Origin of the sequence: Micromonospora sp. C97, from assembly GCF_018070385.1 — a bacterium.
Classification (GTDB): Bacteria; Actinomycetota; Actinomycetes; order Mycobacteriales; family Micromonosporaceae; genus Micromonospora; species Micromonospora parva.
Window position 1 is genome coordinate 362,479 of the sequence record NZ_JAGPXU010000002.1, and the last position, 16,491, is coordinate 378,969.

Consider the following 16,491-nt stretch of genomic DNA (forward strand, 5'->3'; position numbering starts at 1 on the left):
GTCACCAGCGTCCTCTCGAAATGCGTACGGCAAGGTAAACCAGGCCACCGGCGAGCCCGCCCAGGCCAGCGACCAGCAGGCTGACAAACCCGATCTCGGTAACCATCCCGGCCATCCTATGCTGGGCCACATGGCCCGCACTCTCGTCGTCAAGGCCACCGCGGGGGCTGACGCCCCGGAGCGGTGCGCACAGGCATTCACCGTCGCCGCGACGGCGGTCGCGGCCGGGGTGGACGTCTCACTCTGGTTGACCGGTGAGTCCACCTGGTTCGCAGTGCCCGGCCGCGCCCAGCAGTTCGACCTGCCGCACTCCGCACCGCTGGCCGAGTTGTTGCACGTCATCCTGACCAGCGGTCGGGTGACCGCCTGCACGCAGTGCGCGGCCCGACGGGAGATCGGCCCGGACGACGTACTCCCCGGGGTCCGGATCGCCGGTGCCGCGGTCTTCGTCGAGGAAGCGCTGGCCGAGGGCGCGCAGGCGCTCGTCTACTGACCGCACGGCGGCGGTGGGTCGATCCGAGCGGAGTGCCGATACCGACCCGACATCTCGGACAGCTGCCTACGATTCGGATGTGACCGAGGCGGCGGAGAGGTTCTTCGAAGCGCTGCCGTCGCGTGCCCCGGAGATCCTGGGCGGCCTGGCCGACGGCACCCTCCAGATCGACCTCGGCGACAACCACCGCACCGAACACTGGCTGGTCCGGATGCGGCCCGGGTCCGTGCGGGTCAGCCGCGAGCGTGGCCCGGCCGACGCGATCTGGTACAGCAGCGCCGCCCTCTTCGACCGGCTGATCTCCGGGGAGGCCCAGGGGATCGCGGCGGTGCTGCGCAACGAGAGCACGTTCAGCGGAAACGTGGTGCTCTTCCTCGCCTTCCGGCGGTTCTTTCCGGACCCGCCCGGCACCCGCGACCCCCGCGAAACGGCCCGCCGAGCAGCCGGGCGACAACGGTGAGAGACCTCGTCAGCATCCTGGACGGCAACACCTTCCTGGTCAGCGACCGACGTGGCGACATCGAGCCGTCCTACGACTTCCCCACCGGGCTGTTCTCCTTCGACACCCGCTTCCTGTCCACCTGGGTGCTCACCCTGGACGGCGAACGGCTGCACGCCCTCTCCGTCGACGACTCCGAGTCGTACCGCACCACGTTCTTCCTCGCCCCCGGCGAACCCACCCACTACCTGGACGCGAAGGCGTCGGTGATCCGCAGCCGGGCGATAGTGGGCAGCTTCGAGGAGGAGCTGACCGTGCTGAACCACCTCGGCGCGGAGGTCGAGTGCACCCTCCGCATCGAGGTCGGGGCCGACTTCGCCGACCTGTTCGAGATCAAGAACGCTCGGCAGAAGCGGGGTCGGACCACCATCACTGTCGGCGAGAACGAGCTGCGGCTGGCCTACCGACGGGAGGAGTTCCACCGGGAGATGGTGCTCCGGACCACCGCGCCGGCCCGGATCGACGAGACCGGGATGACCTTCCGGATCCGGATCGCCCGCAACGGCAGGTGGAGCACCCGGCTGCACGTGTCCAGCGTCGTCTTCGGGGCCCGCAGCCAGGACATCAGAGCCACCCTCCCGTACGGCGGCAGCCGCAGCGCGGACGCCATCCGGGCCGAACAGCAGGAGCTGATCGACCGGGCGCCGAAGCTCGGCTGCGACTGCGAGCCGCTGGCCGGGGCGTACCGGCGCAGCCTCAACGACCTGGCCGCGCTGCGCTACGAGTCGATCGCCCTGGGCGTGCGGCTGATCGCCGCCGGGCTGCCCTGGTTCATGACCCTGTTCGGCCGGGACAGCATCATCACCTCGTTGCAGGTGTTGCCGTTCCTGCCGGAGCTGGTCCCGCCGACCATCCTGATGCTGGCCGGGCTCCAGGGTCACCGGGTGGACGACTTCCGGGACGAGGAACCCGGCAAGATCCTGCACGAGCTGCGGTACGGCGAGACCGCCGGCTTCGAGGAGCAGCCCCACTCGCCGTACTACGGGTCGGCCGACTCGACACCGCTGTTCATCATCCTGCTCGACGAGTACGAGCTGTGGACCGGGGACTCCGCCCTCGTTCGCAAGCTGGAGTCGCAGGTCCGCGCGGCGTTGAAGTGGATCGACACCTACGGTGACCTGCTCGGCACGGGCTACCTCTGGTACCAGACCCGCAACCCGGAGACCGGCCTGCAGAACCAGTGCTGGAAGGACTCCTGGGACGCCATCTCGTACGCCGACGGCCAACTGCCCGGCTTCCCCCGGGCCACCTGTGAGCTGCAGGGCTACGCGTACGACGCGAAGATCCGGGCCGCCCGGCTGGCCCGGAAGTTCTGGAACGACCCGGAGTTCGCCGACACGTTGGAGCGGGAGGCCGCCGACCTGAAACAGCGGTTCGACCGCGACTTCTGGATCCCCGAGCGGGAGCACTACGCGCTCGCGCTGGACGCCGACGGCCGGCAGGTGGACGCGCTGACCTCGAACATCGGGCACCTGCTGTGGAGCGGCATCGTGGACGAGTCACGTGCCGGCAAGGTGGTCGAGCACCTGCTCGGGCCGCGCCTGTTCTCCGGCTGGGGGGTGCGGACGCTCGCCGCCGACGAGGGGCGGTACAACCCGATCGGCTACCACGTGGGCACGGTCTGGCCGTTCGACAACTCGATCATCGCCTGGGGGTTGTGGCGGTACGGCTTCCGGGACGAGGCCGGGCTGATCTGCGAGACGATGCTGGCCGCGTCCCGGTACTTCGGGGGGCGGCTGCCGGAGGCGTTCGCCGGCTACGCCCGCGACCTCACCAACTATCCGGTGGAGTACCCGACCGCGTGCAGCCCGCAGGCCTGGTCGACGGGCACCCCACTGCTGCTGCTGCGGGTGATGCTGGGGTTGGAGCCGCAGGGCGAACACCTGATCATCGACCCGGCCGTGCCATCGGGGATGGGCCGCGTCGAGCTGTTGGACATTCCCGGTCGGTGGGGCACTGTCGACGCGTTGGGCCGCAGCCGCGACCCGGAGGAACGGCCGGGCGGGGGCTGACCCGGCCCGGCTGCCGGCTCAGCCCGGGCAGCCGACGGTGGCGGCCAGCCGGGTGGCGTCCGGGCCGATCTCGGCGAGCACCGTGACGGCACCGGTGCGGTACGCGTACACCGGGGGTTGGTCCACCAGTGGGGCGTTGCCGGCCAGCGGGGCGAGTGCGGCCGTCGAGGCCGCCGGACCGGGACCGTTGGCGGACCGCGCGGTACGGGCGAACCCGCCGCCCGGGCAGGGCGCGGTGACCAGCTCCGGCGCGGTGTCGCCCGGCCGGTCGAGTGCCAGCAGCGCGGCGCTCAGCGCGGCGGTCTCCGGGCCGGCGGCGGTGGCCGGGGCCGGAGAGTAGCCGGTGCCGACCGGCCGGCAACCGGTGTCGACGACCAGTCGCACCCGGCCGTCACCTGTCGGCCGCCCCTCGACGGCCACGAACTCTCCGGCGTCGGCGCGCAGCTCGGGGCCGTCCACTCCGGTCCAGACCCCGGCCCGCCAGCTGGCCGGCAGCCGTTCGGCGATGCCGGACAGCACGGCCCGCTCGTCGCCGGTGGCCGCGAGCACACCGACCTCACGTCGCAGCCTCGCCCCGTCGGCGAACGGGGTGACCCGGCAGCCGGACGCGATCCGCGCCGGGCCCAGCTCCAGCAGACCCGCGGCACCGGCCGCGAGGGCCAGCTCGCCGACCGCCCGGTCGACCACCGGGCCGGCCTGGTCGAGGGACCGCTGTTCGCGCACCGTTGGCGGGTCGTCCCGCACCGACACCCAGGTGAGCCCGGCCAGCAACACCGCCCAGGCCACGGTCACGACCAGCAGCCACCGCCGCCGCGACCCGGCTGGTGCCGGCGCGGCGGGGCCGGCCGAGGAGGCCCAACCCGTCTGGACAGCACCGCTCACCCGGTCATGGTGTCACGGGCCCGCCGCCGGGCCGGCGGCGGAGCCGGTCGGCACTGCCGGGCGACGGCGGGTCAGTGGTCGTTGCGCCGCGGCGGCCGGTCGAGCCGGTAGCCGACCCCTCGTACGGTGTGCACCTGCGGTCCGCCCGGCAGGCCCCGCAACCGGCGACGAAGCCGTTTGATCGTGGACCGCAGCGCGGTGGTGTCAGCGCCACCCAGCGCGGCGGCACAGAGCTGTTCGTAGCTCCACACCACCAGCGGCGGGCCGATGAGCAGGGCGAGCAGCTCGCGTTCGGCCGGGGTCAGCGGGACCGGGTCGCCGCGCCAGGTGACCCGGTGTCCGGCCCGGTCGACGACGAGCCCACCCCATTCGACCAGGCCGCGCGCCTTGGCGCGCGGATCGACCGGCACCAGGCCCGCCGGTGACGACAGCAGCTCACGCAGCTCGGCCAGGTCGGCGCAGCTGCGCACCGGGGCGAGCCCGTCGAGTTGGCTCAGCACCCGCTGCCGCATCGACCTGTCGGTGCCCACGAAGAGGACGATGGGGACCCCTTCGTCGGACACGCCACTTTCATCCCTGAATTCCACCAGAAGATAGTGACGCATGCCGATGGATTTCGGCACCCGCCCCGGCGCGTCGACGGGACACGACCGGGGCCGGCCACCCCCGGGAGGGTGACCGGCCCCGATCGATCAGAGCAGTGGGTCAGGCGACGGTGACGGCAACCTCGTTGACACCCCGGCCGGCGGTGACCGCGGTGTCGCCGTTGCCGTGCCGGGACAACGCCCGCAGCGTCCATGAGCCCGGCGCGGCGAAGAACCGGAACTGCCCAGCGGCCGAGGTGACCACCTCGGCGGTGAACTCACCGGTCGAGTCGAGCAACCGGACGTACGCCCCCGGCACCGGCTCGGCCTCGGCGGAGCGGACGACACCGGTGATGACGGTTTCCTTCTCCAGGTCCAGGCTGGCCGGCAGCGGCGCGGCCTGGTCCGGTGCGGCGCAGCCCGCAGCGGTGGGAAGAGTCATGATCAGGCCTCCCCGGGTTCGTCGCCGAGCGCCACCGGCACACCGACCAGCGAGCCGTACTCGGTCCAGGAGCCGTCGTAGTTCTTGACGTTGCGGTGACCCAGCAGCTCCTGGAGCACGAACCAGGTGTGCGACGAGCGCTCACCGATCCGGCAGTACGCGATGGTCTCCTTGCCGTCGTCGAGCCCCGCGTCGCCGTAGATCTTGCGCAGCTCGTCGTCGGACCGGAAGGTGCCGTCCTCGTTGGCCGCCTTGGACCACGGCACGCTGATCGCGGTGGGGATGTGGCCGGCCCGCTGCGCCTGCTCCTGCGGCAGGTGGGCGGGGGCGAGCAGGCGACCGGCGAACTCGTCGGGGCTGCGCACGTCGACCAGGTTCTTGGTGCCGATCGCGGCGACGACCTCGTCCCGGAAGGCCCGGATGGAGGTGTCCGGCTCCTGCGCGACGTACTGCGTCGCCGGGCGGGACACCTGGTCGGTCACGAGCGGGCGGGCGTCCAGCTCCCACTTCTTGCGACCGCCGTCGAGCAGCTTCACGTCGCGGTGGCCGTAGAGCTTGAAGTACCAGTACGCGTACGCGGCGAACCAGTTGTTGTTGCCGCCGTAGAGGACCACGACGTCGTCGTTGCTGATGCCCCGCTCGGAGAGCAGCGCCTCGAACTGCGTCTTGTTGACGAAGTCCCGGCGGACCTGGTCCTGAAGGTCGGTCTTCCAGTCAATCTTGATGGCACCGGCGATGTGGCCGGTGTCGTAGGCCGAGGTGTCCTCGTCGACCTCGACGAAGACGACGCCCGGGGCGTCGAGGTTCTTCTCGGCCCACTCGGCCGAAACGAGTGCGGTGTCGCGACTCATCGAATCACTCCCTGGTGAGGATGGATGGTGAGCCAACGCGCGCGAATCGGTTGACGTATCTGTCGCACCACGCGCGGGACCCAGCTGAAGGACGGGATCACGGGTTCGTGCGACGGCGCCGCTGCCGGGCGTTCGGTGGGATAACCGGAGGGTGCGAGAACCCTGTGCCGGTGGCCGCCGTCAGGCGGCCGGAGACAGCCCCGCCGTCAGATGACGGGGCGACACAGGCAGGTGGCCACGCGGCACAGGTCGACCGCGCGCCGTTTGGTGAGGTGGGTCCCCATGGCCAGGGAGCCTACCAGCCAGTGACCGAGCTGCCACTCAGCCGACCACCATCCGGGAATCGACGGGCCTGCCAAGGATTTCGGCGTCCCACCGCGCCTCCGGCGTCAGCCGACCGAGTTGATCGGCACGTTCTTCGCGTCGGCGGTGACCGCCAGCCCTTCCGGCAGTGGACGGACCTCCCGGACGGCGAGTTGGAACGGCAGTTCCGGAAGCGGCACGTCGATGGAGATGCTCTTGGCGTAGTTGCTCAGGAACGCACGGGCCAGCGGCAGGTTCGGCAGACCCGCGGCGTCCAGGTCGTTGAAGCGCAGCGCGACCGCGCCGTTGTCGGCGACGGTGACGTCGGCGGTGCCGCTGATGGTGAGCCGCTGACCGAGGATGTCGGCCGGGGCCGTGACGGTGAGCTTGCCGTTCTGCTCGCCGAGGGTGAGCCCTGGGCGGTTCAGCAACGCGGCCAGACTCTCGTAGCTGATCGTGCCGGCGCCGTTGACGGTGTCCGCCACGATGTCGCCCTGGCCGGTGCGCAGGGTGTCCAGCGAGGCGCGCACGTCACGGGCGGTCACGTCCAGCACCGGCAGCCGGACGGCGTCGCCCTCGACCGAGGCCTGCACGTCCCGCAGGTTGATGGTGATCCGCTGGTAACGGCCATCGAGCACCTGGGTGAGGAACGGGACTCCGCCCACCTCCACCTCAGGGGCGGCGGACTGCGCGCCCTGCTTGGCGATCTCCTGCCGCACCCGGTCGGCGATGGTCCGCTCGGCAACCCCGACCGCCACCCGGTCGGCGACCACCAGCAACCCCGCCAGCAGCAGGAGCAGAACGAACAGCCCGATGAGCAGCTTGCGGCCACGCCGTCGGGGTCGCGCCTCGTCCACCGGATAGTCCCGCGCCACGCCGCCTCCTGTCTCCGCCCGTCGCGCCGCGACGGGGCGTTCGTACCGACGCCGCAGGGCGGCGCACCCGTAGGTACCCGACCGGCTCCGCGCTCAACCGTGACTCAGAGGAAGAGCATGCACATGGCGTACGCGGCGGGCGCCGCCAGAGCGAAGCCACCGAGTGGACCCTGCATGTGCCGGGCCACCCACATCGTGGGCGGTTCACCGGCCATCAACCGGCCCGCCTCCGCGTACCCCACGGCGAGGTCGGAGAGGACGGCGGTGACCGCCGCGACCAGGCCGATCACGGCGGCCCGGGTTGGCGTGAAGGGGGTTACCAGGTAGCTGCCGAGCAGGGCGCTGGTCAGCGTGCCGACCATCGCGCCGGCCACCACGCCGGCGGCGCCCCGGGGCACCTGCGGGGCCAGCCGCGGCCACGGCAGGACGGCGTCGGTGAGCCGGGCGACGGTGAGCGCGACACCGCTCGCGGTCAGGCAGACGGTGATCGCCTGGGTGCCGGCCGGGATGCGGCTGAGCACGATCAGGGTGCCGAGGGCCACCACCCCGACCACGATGAGCAGGGTGGCACCGAGTGAGTCGGTGACCCGGACCCGGTCGACCCGGCGGACCAGCTGGCCGAGCACCGCGGCGAGGAACCCGCCGACGGCCAGGTATCCCAGCGGTGCCAGGCCGGCGACGTCGGTCCGCACCGCGGCGGTGTCGGCCAGCGCCGCGACCACGGCGCTGATCCCGGCGACCACCAGCAACGCCGGCGGGCGCATGGCCATCGTCCAGGCGAGCACGAACAGCAGTTGGACGCCGAAGACGATGGCGGCGAACGGCAGCCGGTGGCCGGGGCCCGACGTCTGCGCACCGAGCACCAGGCCGACGCCGAGCAGCGCGGCGAAGCCGGCGATGGTCAGCGCCAGTTGGCGGTGCACCTCGACCGGGGGGATGACCTCCTCTTCCGGCTCGTCGACCTCGTCTTCGGATCGGCGGGCCGGCTCACCGGAGCGACGGGCCCGGCGGGGCCCACCCCGTTCGCGGCGATCGCCGTCGGTGGTGGCCGGACCGGTACGCGGCGCGGGCGGTTGGCCGCGCGTCGGTGCGGCGGCCGGGCCCGGTTGGGACCCGGCGGGCCACGATTCACGGCCGGCCTCGGGCGAGGTGGAGGGAAACACGACCCGATCGTGCCAGACCGACCGCCCGCCGCGGTGGTCACGGGTTTCAGCGACGTTAAAAACCAGGCCACGATCAGGGGCAAGATAGACAAACAGGATTTGGCCTGACGGTGCGGCCGAGGCGATCAGTTACGCTCAACGCGTTACCCGCCCGTCAGCGACGCCGGGACCACGCAATTTCTCAGCGCACTCCCCGACGAGTGCGACTGGTCGCGTGCGGCCTCGCGCCGCCGGGACGGAGGTGATCGTGGAGATCCTGCTGCTGGTGACCGCACGTGCAGGGGAACCGTCGGCTGTGCTGCCGGCACTCGACCTGCTGCCGCACTCGGTCCGCACCGCGCCGCGCGACGTTCGCACCCTGGTCGCGGGCCCGAGCCCGGACGCGGTGATGGTGGACGCCCGATCGGAGTTGAGCGAGGCCCGGGCGACCTGCCGGATGCTGCACGCCACCGGGCTCGGCGTGCCGCTGGTCGCGGTGGTGACCGAGGCCGGTCTGATCGCGCTCAACGCCGACTGGGGCGTCGACGACGTCATCCTCGCCTCGGCCGGCCCCGCCGAGGTCGAGGCGCGGCTGCGGCTGGCGGTGGGCCGGCTCAGCAACGCGACCGCCGGCGCGGGCGGCTCGATCCGGGCCGGCGAGTTGACCATCGATCCGGACACCTACGCGGCGAAGCTCAAGGGTCGCCCGCTCGACCTCACCTACAAGGAGTTCGAGCTGCTGAAGTTCCTGGCCCAGCACCCGGGTCGGGTGTTCACCCGCGACCAGCTCCTGCGCGAGGTCTGGGGTTACGACTACTTCGGCGGCACCCGCACGGTGGACGTGCACGTCCGACGACTGCGCGCCAAGCTCGGCTCGGAGTACGAGTCGATGATCGGCACCGTCCGCCAGGTCGGCTACAAGTTCGTCGTTCCGCCGTCGCGGTCGCTTCCCGAGGCGGAGCACGCCCCAGTGCCGGTCTGATTCGCGGACCACCCCGGGCGATTTCCCATATGCCCTTTTTGTGCAGCTTGGCGGCTCTATTCTGACTGCCGGGTTTGTCGGAGAAAGGGGCGATGGTGCGCGCACTGAACACGGGGGCGACGGGCCGGCGTGACCGGCGGGCCGGGCGGAAGTCGTGACGGGGGGCAACTCCACCGCGCGGGCCGCGGGGATAGTGACGCTGGTGGTGGCGGGCCTGCTCGGCTCCGCGTACGTGCTCGGCCGCAGCCTCGTCCCCGACCAGACGCCGCCGCACACCGCCGGCGTCACCACGAACGCCGACGGACCGCACTACGCCGACCAACCCAGCGTCGGTGAGCCGGGCGCGACACCGGGCGCCAGCAGCAGCGCCGGCCCGGTCGAGACCGGCCAGGACGGGTCCGGGCGAGACGCCGGAGGCGACAAACTGTTCGGCGCGCACTCCACCACCGGCACGCCGCGGCTCGCGCTGACCTTCGACGACGGGCCGGACCCGCGCTACACCCCGCAGGTCCTCGCCCTGCTGCGCGAATACGACGTGCGCGCCACGTTCTGCGTGGTCGGCGAGAACGCGCAGAACCACCCCGACCTGGTCCAGTCGATAGTGGACGACGGGCACACGCTGTGCAACCACTCCTGGCACCACGACGTCGGCCTGGGCGCCCGGTCGGCCGACGCGATCCGCTCCGACCTGCTTCGCACCAACGCAGCGATCCGGGCGGCGGTGCCGAACGCCCCGATTGTCTGGTACCGCCAGCCGGGCGGGGCCTGGACGTACCCGGTGGTGTCGACGGCCCGGCAGCTCGGCATGACCCCGCTGCACTGGTCGGTGGACCCGTCGGACTGGGACCTGCCCGGCGCCAACAAGATCACCGCGACGGTGCTGAGCCAGGCCGAACCGGGCTCGGTGGTGCTGCTGCACGACGCCGGTGGGGACCGGCAGGGCACGGTGGACGCGCTGCGCCAGATCCTGCCCGACCTGACCGCCCGCTTCGAGCTGGAGGCCCTCCCCACCGACCCGACCTGAGCCGCGGCTTTGCGGCGACGGTCCGGGCGTCACGACACGCAGCGGATACGGTGGCGGAATGAGCAGCGCGGAGCCGACCAGCGACCAGGTGACCCGGACCGACCGACTGGCGGCGGCGGAGATCGCCGACGTACTGGCCCTCGCCAGTTCAGCGGGTGACACCGACGGGGCGGACCCGCTCGACGAACACGTCCTGCTCCGGCTGCGCGACCCCGACGCCGCCGCCGTGCACCTGATCGCCCGCGCCGACGACGGCACCCTCACCGGGTACGCGCACCTGGACACCACCGACCCGGTCGACGGGATCGGGGTCGAGCTGGTGGTGCACCCCGCGTACCGGCGACGGGGCACCGGCCGGGCGCTGGCCCGGGGCGTACTCGCCTCGGCCACCGGGCCGCTGCGGGCGTGGGCGCACGGCGACCACCCGTCGGCCGCCGCGCTCGCCGTCGACCTCGGCTTCACCCGGGCCCGGGTGCTCTGGCAGTTGCGCCGACCGTTGGCCGCCCCGCTGGGTGAGCCACGCCTGCCCGACGGGGTGACGCTGCGCGCGTTCCGACCCGGGGCGGACGACGCGGCCTGGCTGGCCCTCAACGCGCGGGCCTTCGCCGAGCACCCCGAGCAGGGCCGGTGGACGTCGGACGACCTGCGGGTCCGCCTCGCCGAGCCGTGGTTCGACCCGGCGGGCTTCCTGCTCGCCGAGGAGACAGCTACCGGCCGGCTGCTCGGTTTCCACTGGACCAAGGTGCACGAGCGGCCGGGGTCGGCCCGGATCGGCGAGGTGTACGTGCTGGGGGTGGAGCCGACCGCGCACGGCGGCGGGCTCGGCCGGGCCCTGACCACCGCCGGGCTGGCGCACCTGCGGGACAAGCGCGGCCTGGACCGGGTGATGCTCTACGTGGACGACTCGAACACCGGGGCCGTCGCGCTCTACGAGCGGCTGGGCTTCGCCCGCTGGTCCGCGCACATCAACTACCACCTGGGCTGACCGTCCGCCGTCGCGCCGAGCGGGTCACCGGCGGGTAACGGCCGGGCGTCGGCGACATAACAGCGAACCGGAAATATACCCATACTTCCGACAGGTGCATCCCGGTTCACTTAACGGACAACTCACCCTCAGCGAGCGGTCACCTCAACGGCCGTACGTGTTCACCTCGCGTTCACTTGCGACCGGCGAACCGGCTACCTGGCACTTCTAACTTTCGTGTCAGCCGGTCAGTGCCGGTCCTCGGGCCCCGGATCGGGGCGCCAAGTCAGACGCGAAGGGAAACCCCTCAGGTGAAGCTCCAGCGGTACGGCGCGATTGCCGGCCTCGCCCTTGCTGCGACGCTCGGTCTCAGCGCATGCGGCTCGGACAACAACGAGCCCGCCTCCGGCGCCAGCGCTTCGGGCTCGGCCGCCGCGGTCGACTGCGCTACCGGCACGCTGAACGCCCAGGGCTCGTCGGCGCAGAAGAACGCCATGGCCGAGTGGATCAAGGCGTACCAGCAGAAGTGCCAGGGTGTAACGATCAACTACGAGCCCAGCGGCTCGGGCGCCGGTATTCAGGCGTTCATCGCCGGGACCGCCGACTTCGCCGGCTCCGACTCCGCGCTCAAGCCGGAGGAGCAGCCGCAGGCCGACGCCAAGTGCGTCGGCGGCAAGGCCATCCACCTGCCGATGGTGATCGGCCCGGTGGCCGTCGCCTACAACGTCAGCGGCGTGGACAACCTCCAGCTCAAGCCGGCCACCCTGGCGAAGATCTTCGCCGGCACGGTCACCAAGTGGGACGACGCCGCGATCAAGGCCGACAACCCGGGTGCCACGCTCCCGGCGACCACCATCCAGACCGTCCACCGCTCGGACGAGTCGGGCACCACCGACAACTTCACCAACTTCCTCTCCAAGACCGCCGAGGCGGACTGGACCTTCGGCAAGGCCAAGGCGTGGAAGGCCCCGGGCGGCACCGGCGCCAAGGGTTCGGACGGCGTGGCCAGCCGGGTCAAGGGTGCCGACGGCTCCATCGGCTACATGGAGTGGTCGTTCGCCGAGAACGCCGGCCTGAAGATGTCCAAGATCGGTAACGGTGCGGGCGAGTTCGCCGCGCTGACCGCCGAGGCGGCCGGCAAGACCATCGCCGGCGCCAAGGTCGAGGGCCAGGGCGACGACCTCAAGCTGTCGATCGACTACAACACCAAGGAGGCCGGGGCCTACCCGATCGTCCTGGCGACGTACGAGATCGTCTGCAGCAAGGGCCTCGCCGCCGACAAGCTGCCGCTGGTCAAGGGTCTGCTGGGCTACGCCGCCAGCACCGAGGGCCAGGCTGCCATGACCGAGCTGGGCTACGCCCCGCTGCCGGAGAGCGTCCGCACCAAGGTCGAGGCCGCAGTCAAGAACATCTCCTGACCGACACCACTCCGCAATCGAATCGAGCGAGCAGATGGGTGAAACCCCCCACCGCTCGGCCGACGCCGGCACCGGCGGGACGCGCGTGACCCAGAGTCACGAGTGGCCCGCCGGTGCCTCGGCGCGTGTGGCCGAGGCACCAGTCAGCACCCGTACCCCGGGCGGCACCGGGCTGGGCGGCGGCGGCGCGCTGCCGCGCAGCCGTAGGTTCGGCGCCGAGCGGGCCTTCCGCGGTCTCACACTGGCCGCCGGCACCGCCGTTCTGGTCATCATCGCCGCCATCGCGATCTTCCTGGTCGTCAAGGCGGTGCCGGCCCTACGCGCCAACACCGAGAACTTCTGGTCCTACGAGGGCTGGTCTCCCAACGAGACACAGCCGAAGTTCGGCATCGGCGCGCTCGCCTTCGGCACCGTGCTCAGCTCGGCGCTGGCACTGCTCATGGCGGTGCCGGTGGCGTTGGGCATCGCCCTCTACCTCTCGCACTACGCACCCCGCCGGCTGGGCACCACGCTCGGCTTCCTGGTCGACCTGCTCGCCGCCGTGCCGAGCGTGGTCTTCGGCCTCTGGGGACGGGACGTCTTCAGCAGCCCGGTCCGGGACTTCTCCGTCTGGCTGAACCAGCACTTCGGCTGGATCCCGCTCTTCGGCGGCGACGGCCCCTTCGGGGCGTCCGTCATGCTGGGCGCCCTGGTGCTCGCCATCATGGTGCTGCCGATCATCACCTCGCTCTCCCGCGAGGTGTTCCTCCAGACGCCCACCGCGAACGAGGAGGCCGCCCTCGCCCTGGGGGCCACCCGCTGGGAGATGCTCCGCACCGCGGTGCTCCCCTACGGCCGCCCCGGCATCATCGCCGCGATGATGCTCGGCCTCGGCCGGGCGCTCGGCGAGACCATCGCCCTGGCACTGACCCTCGGCATCACCTTCGGCATCTCGTTCAACCTGATCCAGAACGGCGGCAACACCATCGCCGCCAACATCGCCAACGCGTTCGGCGAGGCGAACGCGACCGGCCGTGGCGCTCTGATCGCCTCCGGCCTGGTGCTGTTCGCCATCACGCTGATCGTCAACATCACCGCGCGGGCGATCATCTACCGCCGCCGGGAGTTCACGGAGTCGGCCGCATGACCACAACCGCCACCTCCCACCGCACCCGGCCGCCGGCCCAGCCCGACTCGCTGCGGGCCAAGCGGCTGCCCTGGTACGCCGCCCCGGCCATCGCCGTGGTGGCCCTGGCGCTCTCCGCCGTGATCGTCTACGGCGCCGGCGTCGGCGGCCCGGTCCTCGTGGTCGTCCTCGGTGCGATCCTCTACCTGGTCGGGCTCTTCACCGCCGCCAACGCGGTCGAGGGGCGCCGCTCGGCCCGCAACCGCACCTGGAGCGCCCTGATCCACTCCGCCTTCGTGTTGGCGGTGCTGCCGCTCGTGTCGGTGGTCTGGACGCTGGTCAGCAAGGGCGCCAGCCGGTTGGACGCCAACTTCTTCCAGACCTCGATGAACAACATCGGGGCCCGGGACGCCAACGGCGGCGCGTACCACGCGATCGTCGGCACCCTGGAGCAGGTTGGTATCGCCACCCTGATCACCGTCCCGCTCGGCGTGCTCTGCGCGATCTACATCGTCGAGTACGGGCGGGGCAAGTTCGCCTTCGCGATCCGGTTCTTCGTGGACGTGATGACCGGCATCCCGTCGATCGTCTCCGGCCTCTTCGTGCTGGCGTTCTGGGTGCTGATCGTGTCGCCGTGGTTCAACGACGGTCGGCCCAGCTTCTCCGGCTTCGCCGCCGCGCTCGCGCTGAGCGTGCTCATGCTGCCCACCATCGTCCGGTCCACCGAGGAGATGCTCCGCCTCGTACCGGCGCCACTGCGCGAGGGCGCGTACGCGCTCGGCGTACCCAAGTGGAAGACCATCCTGCGGGTGGTGCTGCCGACGGCGCTGCCCGGCATCGTCACCGGCGTCATGCTCGCCATCGCCCGCGCGGCCGGTGAGACCGCGCCGGTGCTGCTGGTCGCCGGCGGTGGCGCGGCGATCAACACCAACCCCTTCGAGAACAACCAGTCGTCGCTGTCCCTCTTCGTCTACCAGCAGGCCGGCGACGCGTCGAAGTACGCCCCGGCACGGGCGTGGACCGCGGCACTCACCCTGGTCGCCCTCGTGCTCATCCTGACGATCGCGGCGAAGCTGCTGGCCCGTCGCAACAGGCTCAGCCGATGAACCCCGGAGGTACCACCATGGCCAAGCGCGTCTCCGCCACGAACGTCACCGCGTACTACGGGGGCTTCAAGGCGATCGAGAACATCAACCTGACGGTCGAGCCGAAGACGGTCACCGCCCTCATCGGGCCGTCCGGCTGCGGCAAGTCGACGTTCCTGCGGTCGATCAACCGGATGCACGAGGTGCTGCCGGGGGCCCGGGTCGAGGGCAGCCTGACCATCGACGACCAGGACATCTACGACCGGGACGTGGACGTCACGGCGGTCCGGCGCACGATCGGCATGGTCTTCCAGCGGCCGAACCCGTTCCCCACCATGAGCATCTTCGAGAACGTGGTGGCCGGGCTGAAGCTCAACGGGGTCCGCAAGAAGTCGATCCTGGAGGACGCGGCCGAGAAGGCCCTGCGCGCCGCGAACCTGTGGGGCGAGGTCAAGGACCGGCTGGGCAAGCCCGGCGCGGGCCTCTCCGGCGGTCAGCAGCAGCGGCTCTGCATCGCCCGGACCATCGCTGTCGAGCCGCAGGTCGTGCTGATGGACGAGCCGTGCTCCGCCCTGGACCCGATCTCCACGCTGGCGATCGAGGACCTGATGTTCCAGCTCAAGGACAAGTTCACGATCATCATCGTGACGCACAACATGCAGCAGGCCGCGCGGGTGTCGGACCGGACCGCCTTCTTCTCGATCGAGAAGACCGGCGACCCGGGCCGGCTGATCGAGTACGACAACACCCAGAAGATCTTCAGCAACCCGAGCGTGAAGAAGACCGAGGACTACATCACCGGCCGCTTCGGCTGAGCCGCCGGTTCCCGCTCCACGAGGAACCTGCCAAGATCGCGCTCGATCCTGGTTGTAGTGGTCTCGGCGCGCCGTGAGGCCACTACTTCCCTGTTCGAGCGCGATCTTGGCTGAGGCGCGGGACGCGAGCGGTGCGGGTCGCGATCTTGGGTGAGGGGCGGCACGCGAGCGGTGCGGGTCAGGCGAGGACGAAGCGGGGTTCGCCGTTCGGGGGGAGGTCCAGGCGCGGGGTGATCGGGGTGGCGGCGTCCCGGTCGGCCGCCGCCCGCGCCACACCGGCCAGGTCGCCGGCCGCCGCCACCTGGGCCAGCGTGACCATTGTCGGTGGCAGCATGGTCAGCTCCCCGGCCCGCGCGCGGGCCAGCGCGTCCGCCGGCCGGATCCACAGGGTGTGGTCGGCCTCGCCGGAGACGTCGCGGGTCCGCTGCCCCGCCGGCAGCAGGGCCACGAAGAAGTACGTGTCGAAGCGCCGCGGCTCGAACTCCGGAGTGATCCACCGGCTCCACGGCAGCAGCAGGTCCGACCGGAGGGTGAGCTGCCGGTCGGCGAGCAGCGCGGCGAAGCCCAGCCGGCGACCCTCCAGGTCCTGCCGGGCCGCCTCCCAGTCGTCGCCGCTGACGTCGCCCACCACGGTCTCCCGGTTCGGGCCGGCGAGCAGCACACCCGCCTCCTCGAAGACCTCCCGCGCGGCGGCACAGACCACCGCCTGCGCGGCGTCCGAAGCCACGCCGAGCCGGCCCGCCCACTCGCCCGGTGCCGGCCCCGCCCAGTCCAGGTGCGCCTCCGAGTCGGAGCGGTCCACCCCGCCGCCGGGGAAGGCGTACATCCCGCCGAACGTCATCGCGGCGACCCGGCGGATGACGTACACCTCGAAGTCGGCATCGGTCGGGCGCAGCAGCAGGACGGTGGCCGCGACCCGCGGCGTGGCCGGGGTGCCACCCTCGGCCTGGAACCGGCGGGCGTGCTCGACCAGGGCTGCCGGGGCGGCGAAGCCGGCACTGTCGATCGTCATGCC

General features: G+C 71.7%; 19 protein-coding genes. 10 read left to right on the plus strand and 9 right to left on the minus strand.

Annotation, left to right across the window (positions count from 1 at the left end; translation table 11 throughout):
• Position 1 precedes the first annotated feature (1 nt).
• Positions 2–106, minus strand: coding sequence for a small membrane protein MtfM (gene mtfM, locus KBX26_RS32670; protein ID WP_030327764.1), 105 nt, complete (start codon positions 104–106; stop codon positions 2–4).
• Between the two features lie 12 nt (positions 107–118).
• Here mtfM and KBX26_RS04885 point away from each other — a divergent pair, with 12 nt between their 5' ends.
• From KBX26_RS04885 to KBX26_RS04895, 3 genes are all read left to right on the plus strand, one after another.
• The gene (locus KBX26_RS04885; RefSeq protein ID WP_030327765.1) at positions 119–493 is read left to right on the plus strand and encodes a DsrE family protein; all 375 of its coding nucleotides are present in this window, start codon (positions 119–121) and stop codon (positions 491–493) included.
• 79 nt (positions 494–572) lie between these two features.
• Positions 573–953, plus strand: a complete 381-nt coding sequence (locus KBX26_RS04890; RefSeq protein ID WP_030327766.1) for an SCP2 sterol-binding domain-containing protein — start codon at positions 573–575, stop codon at positions 951–953.
• Complete coding sequence (locus KBX26_RS04895; protein ID WP_030327767.1) at positions 950–3,004, plus strand: glycogen debranching N-terminal domain-containing protein; 2,055 nt, start codon at positions 950–952, stop codon at positions 3,002–3,004. The genes KBX26_RS04890 and KBX26_RS04895 overlap by 4 nt, the downstream gene beginning before the upstream one ends.
• Before the next feature lie 18 nt (positions 3,005–3,022).
• Here the strand turns inward: KBX26_RS04895 and KBX26_RS04900 are convergent, their stop codons facing one another.
• From KBX26_RS04900 to KBX26_RS04925, 7 genes are all read right to left on the minus strand, one after another.
• The gene (locus KBX26_RS04900) at positions 3,023–3,886 is read right to left on the minus strand and encodes a hypothetical protein (RefSeq protein ID WP_030327768.1); all 864 of its coding nucleotides are present in this window, start codon (positions 3,884–3,886) and stop codon (positions 3,023–3,025) included.
• A gap of 71 nt (positions 3,887–3,957) precedes the next feature.
• Positions 3,958–4,398 carry a winged helix-turn-helix domain-containing protein gene (locus tag KBX26_RS04905; protein WP_247680255.1) on the minus strand — a complete coding sequence of 147 codons (441 nt, stop codon included), beginning with the start codon at positions 4,396–4,398 and terminating at the stop codon, positions 3,958–3,960.
• Positions 4,399–4,591: 193 nt separating this feature from the next.
• Positions 4,592–4,912, minus strand: a complete 321-nt coding sequence (locus tag KBX26_RS04910; protein WP_030327770.1) for a DUF1416 domain-containing protein — start codon at positions 4,910–4,912, stop codon at positions 4,592–4,594.
• 2 nt (positions 4,913–4,914) lie between these two features.
• The gene (locus KBX26_RS04915; protein ID WP_030327771.1) at positions 4,915–5,763 is read right to left on the minus strand and encodes a sulfurtransferase; all 849 of its coding nucleotides are present in this window, start codon (positions 5,761–5,763) and stop codon (positions 4,915–4,917) included.
• 206 nt (positions 5,764–5,969) lie between these two features.
• Positions 5,970–6,047, minus strand: coding sequence for an Ms5788A family Cys-rich leader peptide (locus KBX26_RS33140; RefSeq protein ID WP_310503780.1), 78 nt, complete (start codon positions 6,045–6,047; stop codon positions 5,970–5,972).
• 105 nt (positions 6,048–6,152) lie between these two features.
• The gene (locus KBX26_RS04920) at positions 6,153–6,941 is read right to left on the minus strand and encodes a DUF2993 domain-containing protein (RefSeq protein WP_210862595.1); all 789 of its coding nucleotides are present in this window, start codon (positions 6,939–6,941) and stop codon (positions 6,153–6,155) included.
• 104 nt (positions 6,942–7,045) lie between these two features.
• Positions 7,046–8,104, minus strand: a complete 1,059-nt coding sequence (locus tag KBX26_RS04925) for a hypothetical protein (protein ID WP_030327773.1) — start codon at positions 8,102–8,104, stop codon at positions 7,046–7,048.
• Positions 8,105–8,345: 241 nt separating this feature from the next.
• Here KBX26_RS04925 and KBX26_RS04930 point away from each other — a divergent pair, with 241 nt between their 5' ends.
• The 7 genes from KBX26_RS04930 to pstB all read left to right on the plus strand — a co-directional run bounded on the left by KBX26_RS04930 (position 8,346) and on the right by pstB (position 15,476).
• Entirely contained in the window at positions 8,346–9,065 is a 720-nt protein-coding gene (locus KBX26_RS04930; protein WP_209444464.1) for a response regulator transcription factor, read from the plus strand.
• Between the two features lie 154 nt (positions 9,066–9,219).
• Entirely contained in the window at positions 9,220–10,089 is an 870-nt protein-coding gene (locus KBX26_RS04935; RefSeq protein WP_036410602.1) for a polysaccharide deacetylase family protein, read from the plus strand.
• Between the two features lie 58 nt (positions 10,090–10,147).
• On the plus strand, positions 10,148–11,074 hold the full coding sequence (mshD, locus tag KBX26_RS04940) for a mycothiol synthase (protein ID WP_030327776.1): 927 nt from the start codon (positions 10,148–10,150) through the stop codon (positions 11,072–11,074).
• 290 nt (positions 11,075–11,364) lie between these two features.
• Positions 11,365–12,471 (plus strand): phosphate ABC transporter substrate-binding protein PstS, encoded by a 1,107-nt coding sequence (gene pstS, locus KBX26_RS04945; RefSeq protein ID WP_030327777.1) that lies wholly within the window; start codon positions 11,365–11,367, stop codon positions 12,469–12,471.
• Between the two features lie 34 nt (positions 12,472–12,505).
• Complete coding sequence (pstC, locus tag KBX26_RS04950; RefSeq protein WP_030327778.1) at positions 12,506–13,597, plus strand: phosphate ABC transporter permease subunit PstC; 1,092 nt, start codon at positions 12,506–12,508, stop codon at positions 13,595–13,597.
• Complete coding sequence (gene pstA, locus KBX26_RS04955) at positions 13,594–14,682, plus strand: phosphate ABC transporter permease PstA (protein WP_030327779.1); 1,089 nt, start codon at positions 13,594–13,596, stop codon at positions 14,680–14,682. Before pstC ends, pstA begins: the two co-directional genes overlap by 4 nt.
• A 17-nt stretch (positions 14,683–14,699) precedes the next feature.
• Entirely contained in the window at positions 14,700–15,476 is a 777-nt protein-coding gene (gene pstB, locus KBX26_RS04960; protein WP_030327780.1) for a phosphate ABC transporter ATP-binding protein PstB, read from the plus strand.
• A 178-nt stretch (positions 15,477–15,654) separates the two neighbouring features.
• Here the strand turns inward: pstB and KBX26_RS04965 are convergent, their stop codons facing one another.
• Complete coding sequence (locus tag KBX26_RS04965) at positions 15,655–16,488, minus strand: NUDIX domain-containing protein (protein WP_210864817.1); 834 nt, start codon at positions 16,486–16,488, stop codon at positions 15,655–15,657.
• Between the last annotated feature and the right edge of the window lie 3 nt (positions 16,489–16,491).